This is a genomic window from Roseomonas sp. TF40, assembly GCF_057219975.1.
Window position 1 is genome coordinate 787,002 of sequence record NZ_JBXVVR010000002.1, and the last position, 22,573, is coordinate 809,574.

Here is a 22,573-nt window from a genome sequence, read left to right on the forward strand (position 1 = left end):
CACTCCTCAGCGGGCGTAGCGGTGGGGGATGAAGGGAAGCGGGGCGACACGGCCCGGCAGGGCCTTGCCGCGCACCATCAGTGACAAAACGGTGCCATCGGCGGCGCTGCTGCGCGCGACATAGCCCATGGCGACGGGTGCATTGGCGGAGGGGCCGAAGCCGCCGGAGGTGATCTCCCCCACCGCGGCGCCATCGACCTCGATCGGCGTATGCCCGCGCGCCGGCTGGCGCCCCTCGGGCTGGATGCCCACGCGCAGCCGCTTCGGGCCGTTGTCGAGTTCGCTGCGCACGCGCTCGGCGCCGCGGAAATCCCAGGCCATGCGGCGCCGCTTGCCGATGGTCCACACCAGGTTCGCCTCGACCGGGCTCGTGCCCTCATCGAGGTCATTGCCGTAGAGGCACAGCCCCGCCTCCAGCCGCAGCGAATCGCGCGCGCCGAGCCCTGCCGGCAGCACGCCCGGCAGGGCGAGCAGCGCCTTGGCCAGCATCTCGGCCTGCTCGGCGGGCACGGAGATCTCCACGCCATCCTCGCCCGTGTAGCCGCTGCGCGAGACGAGGGCCGGCACGCCGGCGATGTCGAACTCACCCACCCCCATGAAGCTCAGCGCGGCGATGCCCGGCGCCAGCGTGGCGATGGCCGGCACCGCGCCCGGGCCCTGGAGGGCGATCAGCGCGCGGTCGGGCAGCGGTCGCAGCGTGACCCCGGCGGGCAGCACGGATTCGATGGCGGGGATGTCCAGGTGCTTGCGGGAGGCGTTGAGCACCAGGAACAGCCGGTCGCCCATGTTGGCGACCATGAAATCGTCCAGGATGCCGCCCGATTCGGTCATCAGCAGCCCGTAGCGCTGCCGCCCGGGCTTGAGCGCCTGCACATCGGCCGGCGTCAGCGCCTCGAGCGCCGCGGCCGCGCCCGTGCCGACCAGCTCGGCTTGGCCCATATGGGAGACGTCGAACAGCCCGGCCGCGGCGCGGGTGTGCAGGTGCTCGGCCATGATGCCGGGCGCGTATTGCACCGGCATTGCATAGCCCGCGAAGGGCACCATGCGGGCGCCCAGGCTGCGATGCAGCGCGGCAAGCGGGGTTTCGAGCAGGTGCTCGTCGCTGACAGGTCCGGCCACGGTGCCCCCAAAGGCTCGCCCACGCCACAATGGCGCGGGACGTCTCCGTGGCCCCCCTCTGTCCCGGAACCTGAGAGATTCAGCGGCCGAAACGCGGCGGAACCGTGGTTCCTGCGCTGGCGCCTTTCTCCTTCGGTGCCACGCCCCGTTCGGGGTGCGGGCTTTCCAGAGGTCCCTCTCCGCGCGGCCCTTCTGCCTGAGCGTTTCCGGGGGCCGGTTGCGCCTTCGGCGGCGGATGCATCCCCGAGGGGACCACCCGCTCTCTCCCGCGCGGTGTCAGCGGGACCCGGGATATGACCCAGCCCCCCGCGCCGCGCAACCGTGGCAGGGTTGGAAAATCCCCTTCAGCGCGGCCCGCGCGCCCGATTATGCGCCAATTGCTCGGGCGTGAGCTGGAAAGAGATGCGGATGGCGTAGTCCACCGCCCGCACGCCCTCGCCCAGCGGCACGTTCACCCGCGCCGTTGCGCCGGGGCCGACGAGTCGCGGCACGTTGGTGGGGAAGGTCAGGCGCGTGGTGAAGGCCTGCCGGTCGAGCAGCGTGGTGTCCCCCACATCGCTCAGCGCGACGAACCAGGGCAGCTCCGCGGCGCGGCTCTCCGCGGCGGGGCCGCGCTCGGCCTCGAAGCGGGGGGTGATGCGCACGGAGAGCGCGGTGCGGTCCCGGCCCGTATAGTCGCAGGTGGCGTCGAAGCCGGTGAGCCGCGCATCCAGCACCATTGCCGTCAGGTCCCGCACGCCGCCCGTGCGGAAGACGGTCATGTCCGCGCCATCGGCCAGGATGGCGATTCGCGGGCAGGGCGCCTGGGTGGAGCCCAGCGGGCCGGAGGGCGCCGAGGAACAGGCGCCCAGCGCCAGCACTGCGCCGAGAATGGCCATGTGGCGTTGCGGGATCGTCATGGCGCCCACCTGTCCCCTTTGAAGCTGCGGCCCTGGCCGGTAGGATGGCCCCAGGGCCACCCTATCCGTGGTCTATCGCATTGCCACAGGCGCAGGGCCACCCCTGGGCGCCGACCAGAGAACCGGATCGCTTCCATGACCGCCGCGCCTGCCGACAAACCCCGGCTTACCGTGCTGCTCGCCGGCCCGCGCGGCTTCTGCGCCGGCGTGGACCGCGCCATCAAGATCGTGGAGGAGGCGCTGAAGCGCCACGGCAAGCCGGTCTATGTCCGCCACGAGATCGTCCACAACCGCTTCGTGGTGGAGAGCCTGGAACGCCAGGGTGCGATCTTCGTCGAGGAATTGTCCGAGATTCCCGATGACGGCCAGCCCGTGGTGTTCAGCGCCCATGGCGTGCCGAAATCCGTCCCCGCCGAGGCCGCCGAGCGCAGGATGTTCGCCCTCGACGCCACCTGCCCGCTGGTCAGCAAGGTGCACCGCGAGGCCGAGCGCCATTTCGGCAAGGGGCTGCACACGCTGCTGATCGGCCATGCCGGCCATCCGGAGGTGATCGGCACCATGGGCCAGCTGCCGCCCGGCGCCGTGACGCTGGTCGAGGATGCCGAGCAGGCGCGCACCATCATGCCGCCCAGCGGCCAGGGCCTCGCCTTCACCACCCAGACGACGCTCTCGGTGGACGACACGGCGGAGATCGTGGCGATCCTGCAGGCGCGCTTCCCCGACATCGCTGGCCCGGCGAAGGAGGACATCTGCTACGCCACCACCAACCGTCAGGCCGCCGTGAAGGCCATCGCGGCGCGCGGGGCGGAGCTGGTGATCGTGGTCGGGGCGCCGAACAGCTCCAATTCCGTGCGCCTCGCGGAGGTCGCGAAGCGCGCCGGCGCGGCGCGGGCCCTGCTGGTGCAGCGCGGTGCCGACCTCGACCCCGCCATCGCCGATGGCTGCAGGGTGCTCGGCCTCACCGCCGGGGCGAGCGCGCCCGAGGTGCTGGTGGAAGAGGTTCTGGCCAAGCTGCGCACCCGCTTCGACCTCGACGTGGAGGAGGTGGTGGTGGCGGAAGAGCGCATCACCTTCCGCCTGCCGGCCGGCCTCGCGGCGGAATAGCGCAGGCATCATGGCGGTCTATACCGAGGTCTCGGACGAGGCGCTGCGCGCCTTCCTGGGCGATTACGATCTGGGCGGGCTGCTCGCCTTCCGCGGCATCGCGGAGGGGGTGGAGAACTCCAACTACGCGCTGCGCACCGAGGCCGGGGATTATGTGCTGACGCTGTACGAGAAGCGCGTCGATCCCACCGAGCTGCCCTATTTCCTCGACCTGATGGCGCATCTGGCGGCGCGCGGCCTCGCCTGCCCGACGCCGGTGCATGGGCGCGACGGCGCCGCCCTGCGCGCGCTGTGCGGCCGGCCGGCCGCGATCTGCACCTTCCTCGAGGGCGTGTGGCCGCGCCGCGTGCGGCCCGAGCACCTGGCCCCGCTGGGTGAGGCGCTGGCGCGGCTGCATGAGTCGGGCAGCGATTTCGCCGGCGTGCGCGCCAATGCGCTCGGCCCTTCCGGCTGGGCGCCGCTGCTGGACGGCTGCCGCGCGCGGGGCGACGAGGTGCAGCCCGGGCTGATCGCCGAGCTCGACGGGCATCTCGAAGAAATCCTCGTCGCGTGGCCGGCGCCGGGGACGCTGCCGGTGGGGCAGATCCATGCCGATCTCTTCCCCGACAACGTCTTCTTCCTGCCCGACGCGGCCGGGCGGCCGCATGTCTCGGGCCTGATCGACTTCTACTTCGCCTGCACCGATCTGCTCGCCTATGACATCGCCGTCTGCCTCAACGCCTGGTGCTTCGAGGCCGATGGCGCCTTCAACCTGACCAAGGCGCGCGCCCTGCTGCGCGCCTACCAGGCGCGGCGCCCGCTGGGGGCCGCGGAGGTGGCGGCGCTGCCGGTGCTCTGCCGGGGGGCGGCGATCCGCTTCCTGCTCACCCGCCTCTATGACTGGACCCACACGCCCGAAGGCGCGCTGGTGACCCGCAAGGACCCGATGGAATACCTGCGCAAGCTGCGCTTCTTCGCCCGCGTCGAGAGCCCCGGGGCCATCGGTGTCTGAGGCGGCGCTGCGCGATGCGCCGCTGGTCGAGATCTGGACCGATGGCGGCTGCAAGCCCAATCCCGGCCCCGGCGGCTGGGGGGCGATCCTGCGTTTCGGCACGACGGAGAAGGAGCTTTCCGGCGCCGATCCCGCGACGACGAACAACCGCATGGAATTGACCGCGGCCTGCGAGGCGCTGGAGGCCCTGAAGCGCCCCTGCCGCGTGGTGGTGCACACCGACAGCGAATATGTGCGCAACGGCATGGAGCGCTGGGTGAAGGGCTGGGTCCGCAACAACTGGCGCAACGCCGCGCGCGACCCTGTGGCGAATTACGAGCTGTGGCAGCGCCTGCTGGCGGCGGCGAAGCCGCATGACGTGGAATGGCGCTGGGTGCGCGGCCATTCGGGAAACCCGATGAATGAGCGGGCGGATGTGCTGGCGACGAGTGCGCGGCAGGGGTTGGCGCCGGGCTAATGCTCATGTGGCGCTGCCACTGCGCCCCAACGGGATACCGCGCGCCTGTGTTTGATCAAGCGTCTCGCCTAATCAGGCATGGTGGACTGCTCTGGCAAGGCCGATCCCGGCCCTTATCTGTTGCGCGTTTGCTCGATCTCGGGTGATGCTGCACTCAGAGTTGGATGGATACCTTGGAAAGCACGCAGCGACGAGATGAGGTTCGGCTGGTGATCCGATCGGATAGTCGATCGGTTGCTTCCGATGATCTCGTGCCAGCTTCGCTTTTCCAGCGTACGTTTTCATCACTGCATGCCGGGCTGATAGCTGCGAACACGGAGCTGAATGGACGCCGCGCTTCCTCCTCTACTTTTCTTATCTCACATTTGAAGATGGGCTCCAATGAAGCCGGTATATTGGAGCGCTCTCCGGTTCGCTCCGTAACGGCACCATCTATTGAATTGTTTCAAAAGATTGCCCTAGATGTTTTTCGTAGTAAATTTGATCGACCAATTAAGTATCCTCGGATTGCCAAAAAAATCATTGCTCTAGGTAGGGCAGGCGACAGCAATTTTGTCACTTTTGCCGTTTTTCCCGATGGCGAAGAGCTACCATTGGATCATTTTTTCCTCCAGCAGGTTGATCGACTCGATAACGCGATGAGGTTGCCGCAGCAAAAGTCTGCATTTTTCGTTGGTAGTGCGTATGGGTCCTTCGATGGGCGCCTTGGTCAAATTGACTATCGTGGCGCTGCTTGGACAGGTTCATTATTGCTTCCCCGTAGTGCACTCCAGATCGAATGCGTATTTGACAAAAGTAAAGGCGAAGATGAGTATAATCGCTTTGGGAACAAGCGCGTATCGATCACGGGGCGAGCAATTTACACAGGCGAGAAGCAGCTTCCAGAACGTATTGAGGTAGTGTCGATTGAGGCTCATCCAATGCCAGAAAAAACTGTTGATCTTCGGGGCGCGCTTCGTGGCGTAGCGCCTGTATCAGAGTGGGGTGACCTTGAAAACCTCAACTAGCAGCAACCATTTTCTAGACACGAACGTGCTCTTGAGACACGCAAATAATGACTCAGGAGACTGTGAGGCCGACCTTGAGCGTATCCTTGAAGAAGGAGCAAAAGGCACAAGAGCGCTTTGGGTTTCGAGTATCCTGTTCGCTGAACTGCGCCCGAGCCTTCTCTCATCAAACAGTAGGTTTAGAAATATAGGGGATTTGTCGAATTATATCCGATCGATCGCTACGGTGGTTTCTGCTGATCCAACATCTAGCCTCAGAGCGGCGCGCCTTCGAGATATTCTTTGGCTTCGGCAGGAAGGGGAACTGCAGGCCAACGAGAAGCCTAGGTGCATGACGTTGGGTGATGCAATCCATATTTCCTCGGCGCTCTGGGTTAAGGAGGCTACCGGCGTTGCTGACTTGGAGTTCCTGACATTCGACGATGGCGGCTCGAAAGTTCCCTCCGCGGAAGGTGAAGCCGCGAGGAAGGCAGTCTCTTTGCTGCGCCTTGAGGAGTACACTAACGGAATCTCAAACAATTTAGATGTTATTGCAAGTATTTCTCTACCAAGAATGCGCCCAACCTTTCAGCAGCGTAACTTACTTTAACGACCGCAATAAAAATCACATTATTTCTGAGAAATATTTAAAATTTTCCTATTGTATGGTTGGTCTTGTCTTCATATTTGGTCACCAGAGGCCGCCGCATGGCTTAGGTCAATAATAAGTCAAATCCCGCGCCTTCCCCCCAAAGATCCGCCACGCCACCACCGTATAGAGCAGGATCACCGGCAGCACGAACAGCGCCCCGGCCAGGATGAGCGACAGACTCTCCGGCGAACTCGCCGCCTGCCAGACCGTCAGCTTCTCCGGCACGATATACGGGAAGAAGCTCCAGGCGAGGCCGGCGAAGGCGAGGCAGAACAGCGCCGTCGCCCCCAGGAAGGGCAGGCGGCGCAGCGCGTCCTTGGGCAGGGGCATGTGCCGCAGCAGCGCGGCCAGCCCCGCCAGGATGCCGAAGGTCATCAGCGGCAGCGGCGCCAGCAGCAGCACGTTGGGGAATTCGAACCAGCGCTGGAAGATGCGCGGGCTGGCGAAGGGGGTGGCGACCGAGACCGCCAGGATCCCCGCCGCGATGCCCCAGAGCGTCAGCCGCGCCCAGCGCACGGCGTGGCGCTGCAACGCGCCCTCGGTGCGCCAGATCAGCCAGCAGGCGCCGATGAAGGCATAGGCCACCGTCACGCCCAGCGCCGAGAGGGCGGCAAAGATCAACGGCAGCCAGCCCTCGGGGAAGCCCAGCACATAGAGGCCGAGCATCCAGCCTTGCGACAGCGCGGCCAGCGCCGAGCCGCCGATGAAGGCGCGGTCCCAGCGGCGCTTATCGGTGGCGTTCGCCGCCTTGGCGCGGAACTCGAAGGCCACGCCGCGCAGCGTGAGCCCGGCCAGCATCACCGCCACCGGCAGATAGAGCGCGGTCAGCACCATGCCATGCGCGGTGGGGAAGGCGACCAGCAGCAGCCCCACGCCCAGCACCAGCCAGGTCTCGTTCGCATCCCAGAAGGGCCCGATCGAGGCCACCATGCGGTCGCCCTCGGCCTCGGTGGTGGCGAAGGGCAGCAGCACGCCCACGCCGAGGTCGAAGCCGTCCAGCACGACATAGGCCAGGATCGAGGCCGCCATCAGCGCGGCGAAGACGACCGGCAGCAAGTCCGGGGGCAGGAAGGGCGTCACGCGCGCACCGCCTGGTCCAGCGCGGGCGCCTTGCCGTCCACATGCTCCAGCACCGCGCCCTTGGCGGCGAGGCGATAGAGCGTGGCGACATAGGCCAGCAGCAGCCCGGCATAGATCACGAGATACATGGCGAGCGTGCCGGCCACCGCCGTCGCCGCCACCGGGCCCACCGCATCGGCGGTGGTCAGCACGCCGCTGACGAGCCAGGGCTGGCGGCCGATCTCGGTGACATACCAGCCGGCGAGCGTCGCCCCCCAGCCGGCGAAGGTCATCACCACCAGGCCGCGCAGCATCAGCTTCGGCAATTCGCCGCGCCGCCAGAGCAACCACGCACCGAGCAGCCCCATGAAGATCATCGCCATGCCGATGCCGACCATGATGCGGAAGGCGTAGAAGACCGGTGCCACGGGCGGGTGCTTGCCCATGAAGTCGTTCAGGCCGGGCACCACCCCATCGGGCTTGTGCGTCAGGATCAGGCTGGCCCCCGAGGGGATGGCGATCTCGAAGCGGTTGGTGCGGTTTTCCTCGTCGGGGATGGCGAAGAGCACCAGGGGCACATGCCCGCGCGTCTCCCAATTGCCTTCCATCGCCGCGACCTTGGCGGGCTGGTGTTCCAGCGTGTTGAGCCCGTGGAGATCGCCCACCACCAGCTGCGTCGGCGCCAGCACCGCGGCCATGACGATGCCCGTGCGAAGTGCGGCGCGCACGCCGCCCGAACGGTCGCCGCGCAGCCAGCGCCAGGCGGAGAGGCCGGCCATCAGGAAGGCCACCGTCAGCGCCGAGGCGATCATCATGTGCGTGAAGCGATAGGGCATGGAGGGGTTGAACACGATCGCGAACCAATCGGTCGCATGCGCCACGCCCTCGCGCATCTCGAAGCCCTGCGGCGTGTGCATCCAGCTGTTCAGCACGATGATCCAGAAGGCGGACATGGTCGTGCCGAAGGCGACCAGGAAGGTCGCCCCGGTATGCACCCAGCCGGGTACGCGCTTGGCGCCGAACAGCATGATGCCGAGGAAGGTGGCCTCGAGGAAGAAGGCGGTCAGCACCTCATAGGCCAGCAGCGGGCCGGCGATGTTGCCCACGCGCTCCATGAAGCCCGGCCAATTGGTGCCGAACTGGAAGGACATGGTGATGCCCGAGACCACGCCCAGCGCGAAGGACAGCGCGAAGACCTTCACCCAGAAGCGATAGGCCTCCATCCAGGCCTCGTTGCGGGTGGCGTTGAAGCGCAGCTTGAAGAACAGCAGCACCCAGCCGAGCGCGATGGTGATGGTGGGGAAGAGGATGTGGAAGCTGATATTCGCCGCGAACTGGATGCGGGCGAGGATGGTGGCGTCCATGACTCAGGAGGCCTCCTTCCGCCCGCGGACCAGGCCCACGACCTTGTCCTTCGCTTCCAGCAGGCGCGTGACCTTCGCCCCAAGGGCGAGCAGCGTGACGAGGTTCTCGGTCTCCAGGCGCTTCACATCCTCGTACCAGGTCGTCACGCGCTCGATCAGGCCATGCATCTCGGCCATGCGGGCCTGGGCGTGGCGCTCGGCCTCGCTGTGCGGGGTCTGCATCAGCAATTCGCGCAGCACGGAGAGCGTGGGGTCCACCTCGCGCTTCTTCCGCTCCTCGGCCAGGGTGCGCAGGATCTGCCAGACATCGTCGGGCGTGGTGAAGTGGTCGCGCCGGTCATCGGGGATGTGCTTGGGCAGCACGAGGTTCCAGGCCTGCAGCTCCTTCAGGCCCATCGAGACGTTGGAGCGCGACACGCCCAGCGCCTCGACGATCTGCTCGGCGTTCAGCGGCTCGGGCGAGACATAGAGCAGGGCATAGATCTGCCCCACGGTGCGGTTGATGCCCCAGCGGCTGCCCATCTCACCGAAATGCAGCACGAAGGCCTGGACCAGGGGAGGGAGGTTCATGACGTATCCGTCGTTTCAGGAATTTCTGAAATAGGCGGAGGTACCGAAATGGGCAAGGTCGCGCCTCGGCGATTTTCGCCACATCGCCTGCCGCGGCGGGTTGAGCCTCCCTTCCCCGTTCCGCGCGTGAACGTGATGTCGGGGCGGCGCACGGGTGGTCTGCGGGAAAGTGGCGGCTGCGGCGCCAGAAGCGTGCTCGCGTGCCCGGCGGGCCTGTCGCCGCGGCCTCCCGGGATCGGCCCGCCGCCTTGCCGTGGTTCGAGGCGGCGGGGTATTCGTTGCTCATGCAAAATTCTGAGCGCCAGTCGCGTGCGGGCATGAACATGGCGGATCCCTTGCCGTCGCAGCCCTGGCAAAGGCCTGGATTCTCGGCCGAGGCGCTGGATCTCGAGGTCGCGCGCCATCTGGGTGGGCGCAGCCTGCCGGAGGTCGCCGACTCGGGCGCGATGGGCGTGAACATCACCTGGGAGAGGACCGGTCGCGGGCGGATGCGGATTTCCCACCAGCATCGCGCCGAGAAGCTGATTCGGGCCGGCATCCTGCGGGGCGAACGCGCGGTACTCGCCTCAGGCATTCGCGCCCTGGCCTGGGCCTTCGCCCAGCAGGCGGCCGATGGAGGCTTCCCAGAAACAGCCCGCGGCGGCCACAGCACGGCGTTCCTGGTGGCCGCGGCCTCACATAGCGAGTGCCTGCTCCGCGCCTCGCCCTACGCCGGCGAGGAGCTTGAGGCGCGCGGGCGCATCCTGGCCGGGCTGGAGGCGGCGGCAGCCTGGTTCACGGGGCCGGAATGGGCGGACTACTGGCAGCAGAATCGCGGCGTGCTGCATCAGGCCTGGCTGCTGGCCGCCGGCTTCGCCAATCTCCATCACTTGCGCGCCAACCCGGTGGCGATGGCGCGCTCGCACGAGCTGGTCGACTATGCGCTCCAGACCCAGGCGGCCGAAGGCTACTACCCTGAGCGTGGCGGACCCGACACGAACTACAATGCCGGTTCGCTGTTCTGGGCGCAGCGCTGGCTGATGCGCTGCCCCGGCGATTCCCGGGCCCTCGCGGTGCGCGATTCGATCGGCCGTTCCATCGCGTGGCAGCGCGGGCGGATCGACACGACGGGGCGGCTCGATGGCAGCGCCAACACGCGTACCGGCCCGGCCAGTGCGGAGGGCCGTCTGCGCCCGGAAAAGGGACTCGGCTACGGCAATACGGCACGAGCCCTGGCAAGTTGGGCGCTGATGACGGGACAGGCCGATCCCTTCACCCTGCCACGGTTGGTGCTGCGGGCGGGGCGACTCGACCGCCCGCGGATCGAGGGCGCCGGCTGAGGCTGCGTCGCGCTGGGCAGCCCGATGATCTCCCACAGCCGCCGCTGCATCTTCATCCACCAACGCAAGGCGGCTGGCGCCTCCATCATCCGCGCCTTCGGCTTCGCCAAGGGTGATCCGGACCGGCACGCCTTCAATGATGGCGTCCTCTCGGAAAAGCCGCGCTGGGCTGAGCGCGCCCGGCTCCATCCCTACTACCTGGTCTTCACCGTGGTGCGGAACCCGTGGGAGCGCTTCATCTCCGGCTGGCGCTACTGCGACTCGACGCGCGAGCGCAGCGTGTTGGAGGTGCTGCGCGCCATGCCCGCGCAGGGCCATGACCACCGCCACCTCACGCGCCAGCAGACCGACCTGATCTGCGACGCGCGGGACCGCTTCGTCACCCACTACATGATCCGCTTCGAGGCGCTGCAGGATGGCTTCGAGGAGGTGTGCCGGCGCGTGGGCCACCGGCACCGGCGCCTGCCGCACATCAACACCACGTCGCACATGCCCTATGGCCGTTATTTCTGCGCCGAATCCCGCCGTCTCTTCGCGCGACATTTTGCGCGCGACATCGAGTTGCTGGGCTATCGCTTCGAGGCGGAGTAGGCGGGTGCCGAGCGCCCAAAAAGAAAGCCCGGCGCCTTGCGGCGTCGGGCGAGTCAAACAGGGAGGCTTCACGTCTGGGAGACGAGGGGTTCGGGAAGTGGCCCGAGGGACCCTGAACCGGCGTCGCCGCCGGAACGACGTGAACTTAGTATGTCCCGGCGGTCATGCGTCGGGTGAAATCTCGGTGCCCGCCATGCGTCTGCTGCATGGGTGGATAAGAATACCCCTCAAGCGCGCCGAGGGGTGAGGAGATACTGCCCGGTCACCGGCGTGAGCACGCCAGTTTCCGCCATGAGCGAGTCGACCGTGAACAAGGTCTCGAACAAGGCACGCCCCTCCGCGCTGGCGGCATAGGCCGCGCGGGTTCCCACCGGCACCAGAAGATGCAGCAGCGTCGTGGTTTCGCGCCGCTCCAGCACGTCGAATCGTGCCAGGAAAACCCCGGGGATTTCCGCCGAGCGGATGCTCTCGAAGGGGCTCACCAGTGTGCCTGGCGCCCGGCGCCGCAGCGGGCCAAGTTGCCGCCCGTGCACCCGGTCGTACCGGAAGTCGGAAGGCAATCCGGCCGCGAGGCGGTTGACGATCGCCAGGCGCGCCTCCGTGTACTGGAACTGCGATTCGCCGATGTAGTCATGGATCCACAGCACGCCGTCGGGCCGCAGCGCGCGTGCCACCTGCTCGGCAACATGTTCGAGATGCAACACGTGATGCAGGCTGGTCTGCGCCACGATCAGGTCGAAGCCTGCCTCTGGCAGCGCCGCGAAGTTGATGTCGGCGGTGCTGTAGTCGATCGCGAGCCCCTCGGCGGCGGCCGCCGCGCGCGCATCGGCCAGCGCGCCCTCCGCCACGTCCAGACCCAGGAACCGCTCGCACAGGCCCGTCGCCATCAACTGGCGCTCGAGCCGGCCTTCGCCGCAACCGATCGACAGGCAATCCGTGAAGCGCCGGCCGGATTGGCGCATCCAGGCGGGCAGGCTCAGCAGGTTGCGCCCGATGCGCAGCGCCTGGGCCGCCGCCTGATCCTCGGCCCGGGCCAGGCTGCGCTCCCGCGTGCCCAGCATGCTGCTCCAGACTTCGTTCTCGCGCCGGGCCATCGCGTCATAGACGCTGCGATCCGCCATGGCCTGACGAACGATCTCGGCCGCCGCCGCGGCGCCGGGGGTCCCGCTCATCCCGCGCCGGCGCGGGCCGGGGCCGCCAGCTCCGCCACCAGGAAGTCGCGGAAGACGGCGACGCGCTTGGAGTGCCGCAGCTCCTCCGGATAGACGAAATAGGCCTCGATCCGCGGCGCCTTGAGGTCGGGCAGCACCTGCACCAGCCCTTCCAGCTCCTCGCCCATGTAGTCGGGCAGGGCCGCCAGCCCCAGGCCGGAGCGCACGGCGGCCAGGATGCCGGGCAGGGAGTTCATCTCCAGCACCGCGCGACGGGGCGAGCCAGGCCGGCGGCCGGCCTCGCTCAGCCAGTTCACGCTCTCCACCGGCGGGCGGTAGTCGCCATAGACGATCATGCGGTGGGCATCGAGCTCCTCCGCCCGCGTCGGGATGCCGGCCGATTTCAGGTATTCGGGCGCACCGCAGACCCGCCAGGCGAAGCTGCCGAGGTTGCGCTGGATGAGGTCGGGCTGGCGCGGCGGGTGCATGCGGATCGCCACATCGGCCTCGCGCATCGCGAGGTCGAGGTCGCTGTCGTCCAGCAGCACGGTCAGCGTCACGTCGGGGTGCATCTGCATGAAGCGTCGCAGCCTTGGGGCCAGCCAGATGCTGCCGAAGCCGGTGGTGGTCGTGACCTTGAGCCGCCCGGTCGGGCGTTCCCGGCTCTCGGTCAGCAGGGCTTCCGTCATGGCAAGCTTGGCGAAGACCTCGCGCACCGCGCGGTTCAGGGTCTCGCCCTGTTCGGTCAGGATCAGGCCGCGGGCGTGACGGTGGAAAAGGGCGACCTGCAGCGCCTCCTCCAGCGCCTGGATCTGGCGCGAGACGGCAGATTGGCTGAGGTTCAGCGTCTCCCCGGCATGGGTGAAGGAGCCCGCCTCCGCCACCGCATGAAAAACCCGCAGCTTGTCCCAGTCGAGCGGCATGACCGCGGCGAATCCCTGTTGTCGAGTCGCGGCACTATGACACCACCGCGTCCGCCATGAGTAGGACGCATGGCCGCCATCGGCACGTGTTTTTTTTGCATCAAGCCCTATTCGGCGGCGATTGCGTCTTCCATGCCAAGGGCTGCGAGGAATTTCTCCGCCTCGAGTGCGGCCATGCAACCCGTTCCGGCCGCGGTCACAGCCTGACGATAGACCTTGTCCTGCACATCGCCGGCGGCAAAGACGCCGGGCACCGAGGTGCGGGTCGTCCCCGGCGTGGTGACGATGTAGCCCTCCGCATCCATCGCAATCTGGCCCTTGAACAGCGCCGTGGCCGGGTCGTGCCCGATCGCCACGAACAGGCCATGCACCGGCAATTCGCTGGCTGCCCCGGTCTTGAGGTTGCGCAGCGCCAGCGCGCGCGCCACCGGCACGCGGCCCGAGTCGTCGGCCAGCACCGCCTCCACCGCCGTGTCCCAGATCACGGAAACGTTAGGCTTGGCGAAGAGCCGCGCCTGGAGAATCTTCTCGCTCCGCAGGCTGTCGCGGCGGTGGATCAGGGTGACGTGGCGGGCGAGATTGGCGAGGTAGAGGGCCTCCTCGGTCGCGGAATTGCCGCCGCCCACCACCGCCACATCCTTGCCGCGGTAAAAGAAGCCGTCACAGGTGGCACAGGCCGAGACGCCGAAGCCCGAGAGTGCCGCCTCCCCGGGGATGCCGAGCCAGCGCGCCTGCGCGCCGGTGGCGATGACCAGCGCATCGGCCAGGTAGACCGCCCCGGAATCGCCGGTGCAGCGGAAGGGCCGGGCGGAGAGGTCCACCGCGGTGATCACATCCTGGTCAATCACGGCGCCGACATGCTCGGCCTGCGCCCGCATCTGATCCATCAGCCAGGGGCCCTGGATCGGCTCCGCGAAGCCGGGGAAGTTCTCGACCTCGGTGGTGATGGTCAGCTGCCCGCCGGGCTGCATCCCGGCCACGATCCGCGGCTTGAGCCCGGCGCGGGCGGCATAGATCGCCGCCGTGTAGCCGGCGGGGCCGGCGCCGAGGATCAACAGGTGGCAGGCGATGGGCTGGGACACGGTGTCAGGCATCCATGACGAAAATTGAGGTCGGGAAAGCGCATATCGGTCGCCTTGCGGACGGACTCAACCGATTATGTCGCCGATCCCTCTTGCATTTGATTGCATAACTTTAATCTACTAGGCCAGATAGCGCCGGCCCCCGGCGCCAGAGGAAGAAAGCTACCCATGACCGAACCGCGCCTGCCGGACCTCGACTCCCTGGACCGTCAGATCCTGTCCGAGCTGCAGGACGATGGCCGCATGACCAATGTGGAGCTGGCGCGCCGGGTCGGCCTCTCCGCGCCGCCCTGCCTGCGCCGCGTGCGCCGGCTGGAAGAGCAGGGTATCATCCGCGGCTATCATGCGGATCTCGACCCGCAGGTGCTGGGGTGGGAGATTACCTTCTTCGCCCTGGTGGGGCTGGAGACGCAGAAGGAGGCCGTGCTGACGGCCTTCGAGGCGATGGTCTCCGAATGGCCGGAGGTGCGTGAGTGCCACATGATCCGTGGTGGCGGGGATTTCCTGCTGCGCCTGGTGGCGCGGGACACGGCGCACGAGAATGCGCTGACGGCGCGCCTGACCGCGGCCGCGCATGTGCTGCGGGTGCAGACGCTGCAGACCATCCGCACCGCGAAGGAGAAGCCCGGCGTGCCCCTGCAGCAGGACCGCGCCCGCGCCCCGGAGCGCGAGCGGGAGCGCGTGCCCGAGCGCGTCTGACCCTCGCCGCGCTGCTGGCGGGCATTCTCACCGCCACGGCGCCGGCACCCGCCCGGGCGGGCACGACCCTGATTCCGGCCTTCTGCCCGACCGGCGCGCCCGCGAGCCTCACCTGCTGGCGTGGCCAGGACCAGGAAGGTGCATATATCCTCGTCGCGCGACCGGCCAATTGGAATGGCCGGCTTGTGACGCATGTCTTCGGCGGGCCACGCATGGCGCCGCCCAGTGCTACCACCACCGATGAGGACCTGCTGGCCTATGCGGAGTTTCTCCGGCAGGGCTGGGCCTGGGTCTCCACCAGCCGGCGCAAGGCCGGCTTCGCCATCCTGCGCGGCGCGGCCGATGCGCTTTCGGCGCGTGACGCCGCCGCCGCGCTGCTCGGCGAGCCGCGCCTGTCGGTGCTGCATGGGCAGAGCTGGGGCGGGGCGGTGGCCGCCCGCGCGATCGAGGCGCTGAACGCGCCGCGCGCCGATGGTCGCCGACCCTGGGATGGGGCGCTGCTGACCTCCGCCGTGCTCGCCGGGCCCTCACGCGCCTATGACATGCGCGTCGATCTGCGCGCCGCCTTCCAGGCGATCTGCGGCACCCATCCCCGGCCGCAGGAGACGCAATACCCGGTCGTCTTCGGCCTGCCCCAGGGGGAGCGCATGACGCGCGAGGAGCTGATGCTGCGGCTCAACGCCTGCACCGGCGCCGACCTTGCCCCTGCCGCGCGCACCCCGGCGCAGATCGAGGCGCTGGCCGACCTCTCCGCCGCCAGCCGCATCCCGCCCTGGGCCATTCCCGGCCATTTGATGTGGGCCACCACCATCTTCGCCGACATCACCTGGAACCTGCTCCAGGGCCGCAGCGCCTTCGGCAATGCGGGCGTGCGCTACAGCGGCACGCATGACGACGCGGCCTTCAACGCCCGCGTGCCGCGCTACACGCCCGACCCGGCGGCGGCCGCGATCCTTGCCGCAGATGGCGACCCGACCGGGGCCATCGCCGTGCCGGTGATGACCGTGCACGGCATCCACGACCATGTCGTCTATGTCGAGCACCAGGCGGCCTATCGCGCCACGCTGACGCGCGCCGGCACCGCGCATCTGCTGCAGCAGGTCTTCGTGGATGAGAGCGAGCACCAGAAGCTCTCCCCGCCGATCTATGCCGCCGCACTCGGCGCGCTCGCCGATTGGGTGGAAACCCGCCGACGCCCCGCCGCGGCGGAAGTGCTGGGCCGCTGCGAGGCACTGCGCCGGCGCTTCCCCGGCGAGTGCCGCATCCTGCCCGACTATGTGCCCGGCCCCTGGGAGAGCCGCGTGAACCCGCGCCATCCTCCCGAACCGCAACGTGCCAGCGCCGCGCCATGACGCGCCCCGTGATGGGCAGCATCGTGCCTTCCTCCAATGCGGTGGTGGAGCGCACGCTGGCGGCGCTGCTGCCGCTTTTCCCCGGGCTCGATTCCTGCGTCGCGCGCATCCCCTTTCATGGCGCGGGGCTGGGCCAGCCGCGCGACGGCTATGGGCTCGACACCTTCCGCACGGCGGCGACGCTGCTCGGCCATGCCGGGCCGGGGGTGGTGTGCTGGAACGGCACGCGCGGCGCGGCGCTGGGGCTGGCGCATGACCGCGCCCTCTGCGCCGAACTGGCCGAGGCCGCCGGCTGCCCCGCGACCACGGCGGCGCTGGCCACGCTGCGCCTGCTGGATCGGCTCGGCGCGCGGCGCATCGCCATCGTGACACCGGGCGATGCGGACGGGGCGCATGCCACCGCGGCGGGTCTCGGGCGGGAGCTGGTCGGGCTGCGGGCGATGGCGCTGACCGACAACGCCGCCGCCGCCGCCGTGCCGCCGGACGGGATCGCCGCCCTGGCGCGTGACGTCGCGGCTGAAGTGCAACCCGAAGCGATCCTGCTCTGGAGCACCAACCTTTTCGGCCTGCCCGTCATGGCGCCGGTCGAGGCCGAGACCGGCATCCCGGTGATCGATTCGGCGTCGGCAGGCGTGTGGGGCGGGCTCGAGGCGCTGGGCCTCGATCCCACCCCGGCCGCCGGCCTCGGGCGCCTGTTCAGCCTGCGCTGATCTCCAGCCCCTCGGCGCCGGCGGTGACGCGCAGCGCCGTGCCTTCCTTCACATTGCCCTCCAGCAGCAGCCCCGCGAGCTTGTCCTGCAGGGCGCGCTGGATGACGCGCTTGAGCGGCCGCGCGCCATAGGTCGGGTCGTAGCCGGCCTCGGCCAGCCAGTCCCGCGCGCTGTCGTCCAGCGTCAGCGTGATGTGGCGCTCAGCCAGCAGCTTCAGCAGGCGTTCGAGCTGGATGTCCACGATCGCCGCCATGTCGCCGCGGGCGAGGCGCCGGAACAGCACCACCTCATCCAGCCGGTTCAGGAATTCCGGCCGGAAGCGCTCCCGCACCGCGCGCATCACGGCCGGGCGCGCGGCCTCGATGTCGCTGCTCTCGGGCAGTTCGGCGATGGCCTGGCTGCCGAGGTTGGAGGTGAGCACGATGATGGTGTTGCGGAAATCCACCGTGCGGCCCTGCCCATCGGTCAGCCGCCCATCGTCGAGCACCTGCAGCAGCACGTTGAAGACGTCGTCATGGGCCTTCTCGACCTCGTCGAAGAGCAGCACCTGATAGGGGCGGCGGCGCACGGCCTCGGTGAGCGTGCCGCCCTCTTCATAACCGACATAGCCGGGCGGGGCGCCGATCAGGCGTGCGACCGCGTGCTTCTCCATGAACTCCGACATGTCGATGCGCGTCATCGCGCGGTCGTCGTCGAAGAGGAAGGCCGCGAGGGTCTTCACCAGCTCGGTCTTGCCCACGCCGGTCGGGCCGAGGAAGAGGAAGCTGCCGATCGGCCGGTTCGGGTCCTGCAGGCCCGCACGCGCGCGACGCACCGCCTTGGAGACGGCCTCCAGTGCTTCTTCCTGGCCCACGACCCGCTGGCGCAGCTTCTCTTCCATCCTGAGCAGCTTCGCGCGCTCGCCTTCCAGCATCTTCTCGACCGGGATGCCGGTCCAGCGCGAGACGACGCCGGCGATGCCTTCCTCGGTCACGGCCTCGTTCACCAGGCGCGCATCGCCATCGCCGGCGGTGGCGAGCTTCTTCTCCAGCTGCGGGATGGTCGCGTAGAGCAGCTCGGACGCGCGGGCGAGATCGCCGGCGCGCTGGGCGAGCTCGACATCGGTGCGCGCCTTGTCGAGCTGTTCCTTCAGCTTCTGCGCCTCGACCACCTTGCCCTTCTCGGCGTCCCAGCGCGCGGTCATCTCGCGCGAGCGTTCCTCGAGATCGGCCAGTTCGCGCTCGAGCTTCACCAGCCGCTCGCGGCTCGCGGTGTCTTCCTCGCGCTTCAGCGCCTCGCGCTCGATCCTCAGGCGCATCAGGTCGCGGTCGATCGCGTCCAGCTCCTCGGGCTTGCTGTCCACCTGCATGCGCAGCCGGGATGCCGCCTCATCCACCAGGTCGATGGCCTTGTCGGGCAGGAAGCGATCCGTGATGTAGCGGGAAGACAGCGTGGCCGCGGCCACCAGCGCGCCATCGGTGATGCGCACGCCGTGGTGCAGCTCGTATTTCTCCTTGATGCCGCGCAGGATGCTGACCGTGTCCTCGATCGAGGGCTCGCCCACGAAGACCGGCTGGAAGCGCCGCGCGAGGGCCGCATCCTTTTCCACATGCTTGCGGTATTCGTTGAGCGTGGTCGCCCCCACGCAATGCAGCTCGCCGCGCGCGAGAGCCGGCTTGATCAGGTTGGAGGCGTCCATCGCGCCATCCGCCTTGCCCGCACCGACCAGCGTGTGCATCTCGTCGATGAACAGGATGACGTCACCCTCGGCCTCGGTGACCTCCTTCAGCACGCCCTTGAGGCGTTCCTCGAACTCGCCGCGATACTTGGCGCCGGCCACCATCGCGCCGAGGTCGAGCGCCATGACGCGCTTCTCCTTCAGCGCCTCCGGCACGTCGCCCTTGATGATGCGCAGCGCGAGACCCTCGACGATCGCGGTCTTGCCCACGCCGGGCTCGCCGATCAGCACCGGGTTGTTCTTGGTGCGCCGCGCGAGCACCTGGATGGTGCGGCGGATTTCCTCGTCGCGGCCGATCACGGGGTCGAGCTTGCCCTCGCGCGCCAGTTCCGTGAGGTCGCGGGCGTATTTCTTCAGCGCGTCGAACTGCTCCTCGGCGTTCTGGCTGTCCACGGTGCGGCCGCGCCGCAGCGTGGCGATGGCGGCGTCGAGCTTGCGCGCCTCCACACCCGCGGCCTTCAGCGCACGGGCCGACGGCGTGTCGGAGGCGGCGAGCGCTGAAAGCAGCCGGTCCTGCGCGGTGAATTCGTCGCCCGCCTTGGCGGCGGCCTGCTGCGCGGCGTCGAGCACGCGGACGATCTCGGGCGTGAATTGCGGCTGACCCGCACCACCGCCGGAAACCTTGGGCTGGCGCGCCAGCTCGGCCTCGACACTGGCCTTGGCCTTGGCGGGGTCGCCGCCCGCCGCGCGGATCAGCCCCGCCGCCGCGCCCTGCTCATCATCGAGCAGCGCCTTGAGCAGATGCTCGGGCGTGATGCGCTGGTGGTAATCGCGGATCGCGATGGTTTGCGCAGCCTGCAGGAAGCCGCGCGCGCGGTCGGTGAACTTCTCGATATCCATCTGTCTGTCCCTCATGTGAGCGGACGGTCCGGCCTCCCCCCCGATCGGGCAGGGAGGCCTCGCCTCTTCCCCGAATGTGGTATCTGCGCGGGGCGAGGTTCAAGGGATTTCGACATGCGCGTTGAGCACATCTACCGCTACCCGATGAAGGGTCTCTCCGCCGAGGCGATGGAGGCGGTGACGCTCGGCCCCGGCGAGGGCGTGGAACATGACCGCCGCTTCGCCTTCGCGCAGGGCGACAGCGTCTTCGACCCGGCCGATCCGAAATGGCTGCCCAAGCGCAACTTCGCCTGCCTGATGATGAACGCCGTGGTGGCGAAGGTGCAGGCCGCCTTCGACCCGGTGAGCAACACCATCGCGCTGCGCGGCCCTGGCGCCGCGCCCTTGCGCGCGCCGGTGGATACCGAGGCCGGGCGCGCCGCCCTCGCCGCATGGATGACCGACTTCCTGGGCGAGGAGGCGCGCGGGGCGCTGCGCTTCGCGGAGGTGCCGGGCCATGCCTTCACCGACATCGCGCCCAAGGCGGTCTCGATCATCGGGCTGGCCTCGGTGGCCGCCCTCGGGGCGAAGATGGGCGTCGCCCTCGACCCGCTGCGCTTCCGCGCCAACATCTACGTCTCCGGTGGGCTGCCCTTCGCCGAGCTCGACTGGGTGGGGCAGGAGATCCTGCTCGGCGGCGCGCGGCTGCGCGTCTTCAAGCGCACCCAGCGCTGTGCCGCGACCGAGGTGAACCCCGAGACGGCCGAGCGCGACGCCAGGCCGCCGCGCGCGCTGCGCGAGCATTACGGCCATGCCGATCTGGGCATCTATGCCGAGGTGCTGGAGGGCGGGCGCGTGGCGGTGGGCGATTCGCTCGAACTGACCCAGGCCGACCTGCTGCGCTGAGCGCGCCGCTCGACAGCGGGGGATCAGGCGCCTAGCCTCTATGTTTCACTTTTATGACAGGCACGCCTGTCATGGGGGGAAGCACGATGGGGCAGGTGTTGCTGCTGGTGGAGTTGGCCGGGCATGCGGCGCTGCTGCTCTGGGGGCTGCACATGGTGCAGTCCGGGATGCAGCGGGCCTATGGCATGCGGCTGCGCAGCCGGCTCGGCCGGGCGCTGAACGGCCGCGGGCGGGCGATCCTGGCAGGGTTGGGCATCACCGCCGCGCTGCAATCCTCCACCGCGACGGCGCTGATGCTGGGCAGCTTCGCCGCCGGGGCAGGGCTGGCGCTGGCGCCCTCGCTGGCCGCCATGCTCGGGGCCAATATCGGCTCGGCGCTGATTGTCATGGCGCTGGCCTTCGATGCCTCGGTGCTCGCCCCCGCGCTGGTGCTGGGCGGCGTCATCGCCTTCCGCCGCAGCCCCGGCGGGCAGGGGCGCGACCTGGGGCGGGTGGCGATCGGGCTCGGCCTGATGCTCACCGCGCTGCATCTGCTGGGTGAGGGGCTGGGTCCGGTCGAGGCCTCGCCCGCCTTCCGCGACACGCTGATTGCCATCGCCGCCGTGCCGCTGCCGAACCTGGTGGTGGCGGCGGTGCTGGCCTGGGCGGCGCATTCCTCGGTGGCGGCGCTGCTGTTCATCGGCACCCTGGCCGCGGCGGGGGTGCTGGGGTTGGAGGCCGGGCTCGCCATGGTGATCGGCGCCAATCTCGGCAGCGCCTTCAACCCGCTGCTCGGCGCGCTCGGCGATACGGGGCCAGAGCGGGCAAGGCTGCGGATCGCCGTGGGCAACCTGATGAACCGCGCCGCCGGGGCCTTTCTCGGCCTGCTCGCGCTGGGCTGGCCGCTGACCGGGCAGGGCATGGCCACGCCGCTTGGCATCGCGGCCGCGCATCTGGGCTTCAACCTCGCCACCGCGCTGCTCGCCTGGCCGCTGCTGGGCGCGCAGGCGAGGCTGCTCGAACGCCTGCTGCCCGATCGCGCGCCGAGCGCGGAATCCGGCGCTGCGCGCTACCTCGACCCCGATGCGCTGGAGACGCCGCCCGTGGCGCTGGCGAATGCGGCGCGCGAGGTCATGCGCATCGCGGATGCGGTGGAGACCATGCTCGGCGCCTCCGCCACCGCTTTCGAGGCCGGGGACCGGGACCTGCCCAAGGCAGCGCGGCGGATGGATGACCAGGTGGACCGGCTGCACCGCCAGGTGCAGGCCTACCTCGCCCGGCTGCCGCAGGAGAACCTGGGCGAGGATGAGGCGCGGCGGCTGGGCGAGATCCGCGCCTTCGCCGTCGCGCTCGAACATGCCGGCGATGTGGTGGAACGCGACCTGCTGGGGCTCGCCGCGAAATGGGCGCGGCGGGGCCTGGCCCTGCCGGGCGATGTCACCGCGGAACTGACCGCGCTGCATGGCCGGCTGCAGGCGCAGCTGCGCCTCGCCATCGCGGTCTTCCTGCATGAGGACGCCGAGGCCGCCCGCCGCCTGGTGCGGGAGAAGGAGGCGCTGCGCGAGGCCGAGCGCCGCGCCCTGGTGCGCATGGCCGAAACGGCCGGGCAAAGCGCGGAGGAGGGCGGCGCCGCGGCGGGTCTCCTGCTGGATGCGGTGCGGGATCTGCGCCGGATCGGAGCGCATTTCGCCATGGTGGCGCATCCGCTGCTGGAACGGCGCGGTGAATTGCTCGCGAGCCGCCTCTCGCCCGAGTTGTCGTTGGCGGAGAGCCTCGCAGGGGCGGATTGATCGTCGGTGCTGGGCAGGGCGCGGTCGAGCATGGCAGCCATGCGCGAAACGGGGTGCTTCCGCGTTGACACCCCTGGGGGTGGGACGTAGAAGGCGCCTCCCACGACGGACCCCACGGTCCTGACGGGCCGCCGGAAACGGTGGGGGTTGCAGGCGGCGGCGAAAGTCGCTACACCAGCAGCCCCGCTGAAACGGCGGATGACCTCATCACCCCAAAGGTGGTGCCTTGATCGGGTAGCCGGTCAAGGGCGGTCTTGTTCATTCAAGCTGTGCATCTGATTGAGGGAAGAAGGTTGTTCTTCTGATCTTTTGGTTATTGGCCCGAAGGGTTGAT

At 68.9% G+C, this 22,573-nt stretch carries 21 protein-coding genes and 2 riboswitches; of the genes, 12 read left to right on the plus strand and 9 right to left on the minus strand.

Going from position 1 to position 22,573, the window contains the following annotated elements:
- Positions 1-6: 6 nt before the first annotated feature.
- The gene (gene gcvT / locus AC2D9U_RS09750; RefSeq protein WP_484748333.1) at positions 7-1,119 is read right to left on the minus strand and encodes a glycine cleavage system aminomethyltransferase GcvT; all 1,113 of its coding nucleotides are present in this window, start codon (positions 1,117-1,119) and stop codon (positions 7-9) included.
- Between the two features lie 55 nt (positions 1,120-1,174).
- Positions 1,175-1,291, minus strand: a riboswitch (glycine riboswitch).
- A 2-nt stretch (positions 1,292-1,293) separates the two neighbouring features.
- Positions 1,294-1,398: riboswitch (glycine riboswitch) on the minus strand.
- A gap of 65 nt (positions 1,399-1,463) precedes the next feature.
- Complete coding sequence (locus tag AC2D9U_RS09755; RefSeq protein WP_484748334.1) at positions 1,464-2,018, minus strand: hypothetical protein; 555 nt, start codon at positions 2,016-2,018, stop codon at positions 1,464-1,466.
- Between the two features lie 135 nt (positions 2,019-2,153).
- On the opposite strand from AC2D9U_RS09755, the gene ispH reads away from it, so the two are divergent.
- The 5 genes from ispH (at position 2,154) to AC2D9U_RS09780 (ending at position 6,166) form a co-directional block, all read left to right on the plus strand.
- The gene (gene ispH / locus AC2D9U_RS09760) at positions 2,154-3,122 is read left to right on the plus strand and encodes a 4-hydroxy-3-methylbut-2-enyl diphosphate reductase (RefSeq protein ID WP_484748335.1); all 969 of its coding nucleotides are present in this window, start codon (positions 2,154-2,156) and stop codon (positions 3,120-3,122) included.
- Between the two features lie 10 nt (positions 3,123-3,132).
- Positions 3,133-4,113, plus strand: a complete 981-nt coding sequence (locus AC2D9U_RS09765) for a homoserine kinase (RefSeq protein ID WP_484748336.1) — start codon at positions 3,133-3,135, stop codon at positions 4,111-4,113.
- A 7-nt stretch (positions 4,114-4,120) separates the two neighbouring features.
- Positions 4,121-4,570: a ribonuclease HI gene (rnhA, locus tag AC2D9U_RS09770; protein WP_484748381.1), complete on the plus strand. Its 450-nt coding sequence runs from the start codon at positions 4,121-4,123 to the stop codon at positions 4,568-4,570.
- A gap of 164 nt (positions 4,571-4,734) precedes the next feature.
- Positions 4,735-5,577, plus strand: a complete 843-nt coding sequence (locus AC2D9U_RS09775) for a hypothetical protein (protein WP_484748337.1) — start codon at positions 4,735-4,737, stop codon at positions 5,575-5,577.
- Positions 5,555-6,166, plus strand: coding sequence for a type II toxin-antitoxin system VapC family toxin (locus AC2D9U_RS09780; RefSeq protein WP_484748339.1), 612 nt, complete (start codon positions 5,555-5,557; stop codon positions 6,164-6,166). Before AC2D9U_RS09775 ends, AC2D9U_RS09780 begins: the two co-directional genes overlap by 23 nt.
- 108 nt (positions 6,167-6,274) lie before the next feature.
- Here AC2D9U_RS09780 and AC2D9U_RS09785 read toward each other — a convergent pair whose 3' ends face one another.
- The 3 genes from AC2D9U_RS09785 to AC2D9U_RS09795 are packed head-to-tail and all read right to left on the minus strand — an operon-like array spanning position 6,275 to position 9,201.
- Positions 6,275-7,288 carry a cytochrome d ubiquinol oxidase subunit II gene (locus AC2D9U_RS09785; RefSeq protein ID WP_484748341.1) on the minus strand — a complete coding sequence of 338 codons (1,014 nt, stop codon included), beginning with the start codon at positions 7,286-7,288 and terminating at the stop codon, positions 6,275-6,277.
- Entirely contained in the window at positions 7,285-8,631 is a 1,347-nt protein-coding gene (locus tag AC2D9U_RS09790) for a cytochrome ubiquinol oxidase subunit I (protein ID WP_484748342.1), read from the minus strand. Before AC2D9U_RS09790 ends, AC2D9U_RS09785 begins: the two co-directional genes overlap by 4 nt.
- Before the next feature lie 3 nt (positions 8,632-8,634).
- Positions 8,635-9,201 (minus strand): GbsR/MarR family transcriptional regulator, encoded by a 567-nt coding sequence (locus AC2D9U_RS09795; RefSeq protein ID WP_484748344.1) that lies wholly within the window; start codon positions 9,199-9,201, stop codon positions 8,635-8,637.
- 284 nt (positions 9,202-9,485) lie between these two features.
- Between AC2D9U_RS09795 and AC2D9U_RS09800 the strand changes: the two genes are divergently transcribed.
- Positions 9,486-10,520 carry a hypothetical protein gene (locus tag AC2D9U_RS09800; protein ID WP_484748346.1) on the plus strand — a complete coding sequence of 345 codons (1,035 nt, stop codon included), beginning with the start codon at positions 9,486-9,488 and terminating at the stop codon, positions 10,518-10,520.
- Positions 10,521-10,544: 24 nt separating this feature from the next.
- Positions 10,545-11,111: a sulfotransferase family 2 domain-containing protein gene (locus tag AC2D9U_RS09805; RefSeq protein ID WP_484748347.1), complete on the plus strand. Its 567-nt coding sequence runs from the start codon at positions 10,545-10,547 to the stop codon at positions 11,109-11,111.
- Positions 11,112-11,338: 227 nt separating this feature from the next.
- Here the strand turns inward: AC2D9U_RS09805 and AC2D9U_RS09810 are convergent, their stop codons facing one another.
- From AC2D9U_RS09810 to trxB, 3 genes are all read right to left on the minus strand, one after another.
- Positions 11,339-12,283 carry a class I SAM-dependent methyltransferase gene (locus AC2D9U_RS09810; protein ID WP_484748348.1) on the minus strand — a complete coding sequence of 315 codons (945 nt, stop codon included), beginning with the start codon at positions 12,281-12,283 and terminating at the stop codon, positions 11,339-11,341.
- Complete coding sequence (locus AC2D9U_RS09815; RefSeq protein WP_484748349.1) at positions 12,280-13,185, minus strand: LysR family transcriptional regulator; 906 nt, start codon at positions 13,183-13,185, stop codon at positions 12,280-12,282. Before AC2D9U_RS09815 ends, AC2D9U_RS09810 begins: the two co-directional genes overlap by 4 nt.
- A 107-nt stretch (positions 13,186-13,292) precedes the next feature.
- Entirely contained in the window at positions 13,293-14,279 is a 987-nt protein-coding gene (trxB, locus tag AC2D9U_RS09820) for a thioredoxin-disulfide reductase (protein ID WP_484748351.1), read from the minus strand.
- Between the two features lie 156 nt (positions 14,280-14,435).
- Between trxB and AC2D9U_RS09825 the strand changes: the two genes are divergently transcribed.
- From AC2D9U_RS09825 to AC2D9U_RS09835, 3 genes are all read left to right on the plus strand, one after another.
- Complete coding sequence (locus tag AC2D9U_RS09825) at positions 14,436-14,966, plus strand: Lrp/AsnC family transcriptional regulator (RefSeq protein WP_484748352.1); 531 nt, start codon at positions 14,436-14,438, stop codon at positions 14,964-14,966.
- Positions 14,967-15,178: 212 nt separating this feature from the next.
- The gene (locus AC2D9U_RS09830) at positions 15,179-16,318 is read left to right on the plus strand and encodes a hypothetical protein (RefSeq protein WP_484748353.1); all 1,140 of its coding nucleotides are present in this window, start codon (positions 15,179-15,181) and stop codon (positions 16,316-16,318) included.
- Positions 16,315-17,028: a maleate cis-trans isomerase family protein gene (locus AC2D9U_RS09835; protein ID WP_484748354.1), complete on the plus strand. Its 714-nt coding sequence runs from the start codon at positions 16,315-16,317 to the stop codon at positions 17,026-17,028. The genes AC2D9U_RS09830 and AC2D9U_RS09835 overlap by 4 nt, the downstream gene beginning before the upstream one ends.
- Here AC2D9U_RS09835 and clpB read toward each other — a convergent pair.
- A complete protein-coding gene (gene clpB / locus AC2D9U_RS09840; protein ID WP_484748356.1) occupies positions 17,015-19,585 on the minus strand; it encodes an ATP-dependent chaperone ClpB in 2,571 nt (856 codons plus the stop codon). The two genes, AC2D9U_RS09835 and clpB, sit on opposite strands and share 14 nt — an antisense overlap.
- A 114-nt stretch (positions 19,586-19,699) precedes the next feature.
- On the opposite strand from clpB, the gene AC2D9U_RS09845 reads away from it, so the two are divergent.
- Positions 19,700-20,470, plus strand: a complete 771-nt coding sequence (locus AC2D9U_RS09845; protein ID WP_484748357.1) for an MOSC domain-containing protein — start codon at positions 19,700-19,702, stop codon at positions 20,468-20,470.
- A 71-nt stretch (positions 20,471-20,541) separates the two neighbouring features.
- Positions 20,542-22,239 (plus strand): Na/Pi cotransporter family protein, encoded by a 1,698-nt coding sequence (locus tag AC2D9U_RS09850; RefSeq protein WP_484748359.1) that lies wholly within the window; start codon positions 20,542-20,544, stop codon positions 22,237-22,239.
- Positions 22,240-22,573: the final 334 nt, after the last annotated feature.

What these genes read in the sequence shown, in the direction of transcription:
- AC2D9U_RS09755 (WP_484748334.1), bottom strand. Translation starts at nt 2,018, where the DNA reads ATGACGATCCCGCAACGCCACATGGCCATTCTCGGCGCAGTGCTGGCG.
- ispH (WP_484748335.1), top strand. Translation starts at nt 2,154, where the DNA reads ATGACCGCCGCGCCTGCCGACAAACCCCGGCTTACCGTGCTGCTCGCC.
- AC2D9U_RS09765 (WP_484748336.1), top strand. Translation starts at nt 3,133, where the DNA reads ATGGCGGTCTATACCGAGGTCTCGGACGAGGCGCTGCGCGCCTTCCTG.
- AC2D9U_RS09775 (WP_484748337.1), top strand. Translation starts at nt 4,735, where the DNA reads ATGGATACCTTGGAAAGCACGCAGCGACGAGATGAGGTTCGGCTGGTG.
- AC2D9U_RS09790 (WP_484748342.1), bottom strand. Translation starts at nt 8,631, where the DNA reads ATGGACGCCACCATCCTCGCCCGCATCCAGTTCGCGGCGAATATCAGC.
- AC2D9U_RS09795 (WP_484748344.1), bottom strand. Translation starts at nt 9,201, where the DNA reads ATGAACCTCCCTCCCCTGGTCCAGGCCTTCGTGCTGCATTTCGGTGAG.
- AC2D9U_RS09800 (WP_484748346.1), top strand. Translation starts at nt 9,486, where the DNA reads ATGCAAAATTCTGAGCGCCAGTCGCGTGCGGGCATGAACATGGCGGAT.
- AC2D9U_RS09805 (WP_484748347.1), top strand. Translation starts at nt 10,545, where the DNA reads ATGATCTCCCACAGCCGCCGCTGCATCTTCATCCACCAACGCAAGGCG.
- AC2D9U_RS09810 (WP_484748348.1), bottom strand. Translation starts at nt 12,283, where the DNA reads ATGAGCGGGACCCCCGGCGCCGCGGCGGCGGCCGAGATCGTTCGTCAG.
- AC2D9U_RS09815 (WP_484748349.1), bottom strand. Translation starts at nt 13,185, where the DNA reads ATGCCGCTCGACTGGGACAAGCTGCGGGTTTTTCATGCGGTGGCGGAG.
- trxB (WP_484748351.1), bottom strand. Translation starts at nt 14,279, where the DNA reads ATGCCTGACACCGTGTCCCAGCCCATCGCCTGCCACCTGTTGATCCTC.
- AC2D9U_RS09825 (WP_484748352.1), top strand. Translation starts at nt 14,436, where the DNA reads ATGACCGAACCGCGCCTGCCGGACCTCGACTCCCTGGACCGTCAGATC.
- AC2D9U_RS09830 (WP_484748353.1), top strand. Translation starts at nt 15,179, where the DNA reads ATGGCGCCGCCCAGTGCTACCACCACCGATGAGGACCTGCTGGCCTAT.
- AC2D9U_RS09835 (WP_484748354.1), top strand. Translation starts at nt 16,315, where the DNA reads ATGACGCGCCCCGTGATGGGCAGCATCGTGCCTTCCTCCAATGCGGTG.
- clpB (WP_484748356.1), bottom strand. Translation starts at nt 19,585, where the DNA reads ATGGATATCGAGAAGTTCACCGACCGCGCGCGCGGCTTCCTGCAGGCT.
- AC2D9U_RS09845 (WP_484748357.1), top strand. Translation starts at nt 19,700, where the DNA reads ATGCGCGTTGAGCACATCTACCGCTACCCGATGAAGGGTCTCTCCGCC.
- AC2D9U_RS09850 (WP_484748359.1), top strand. Translation starts at nt 20,542, where the DNA reads ATGGGGGGAAGCACGATGGGGCAGGTGTTGCTGCTGGTGGAGTTGGCC.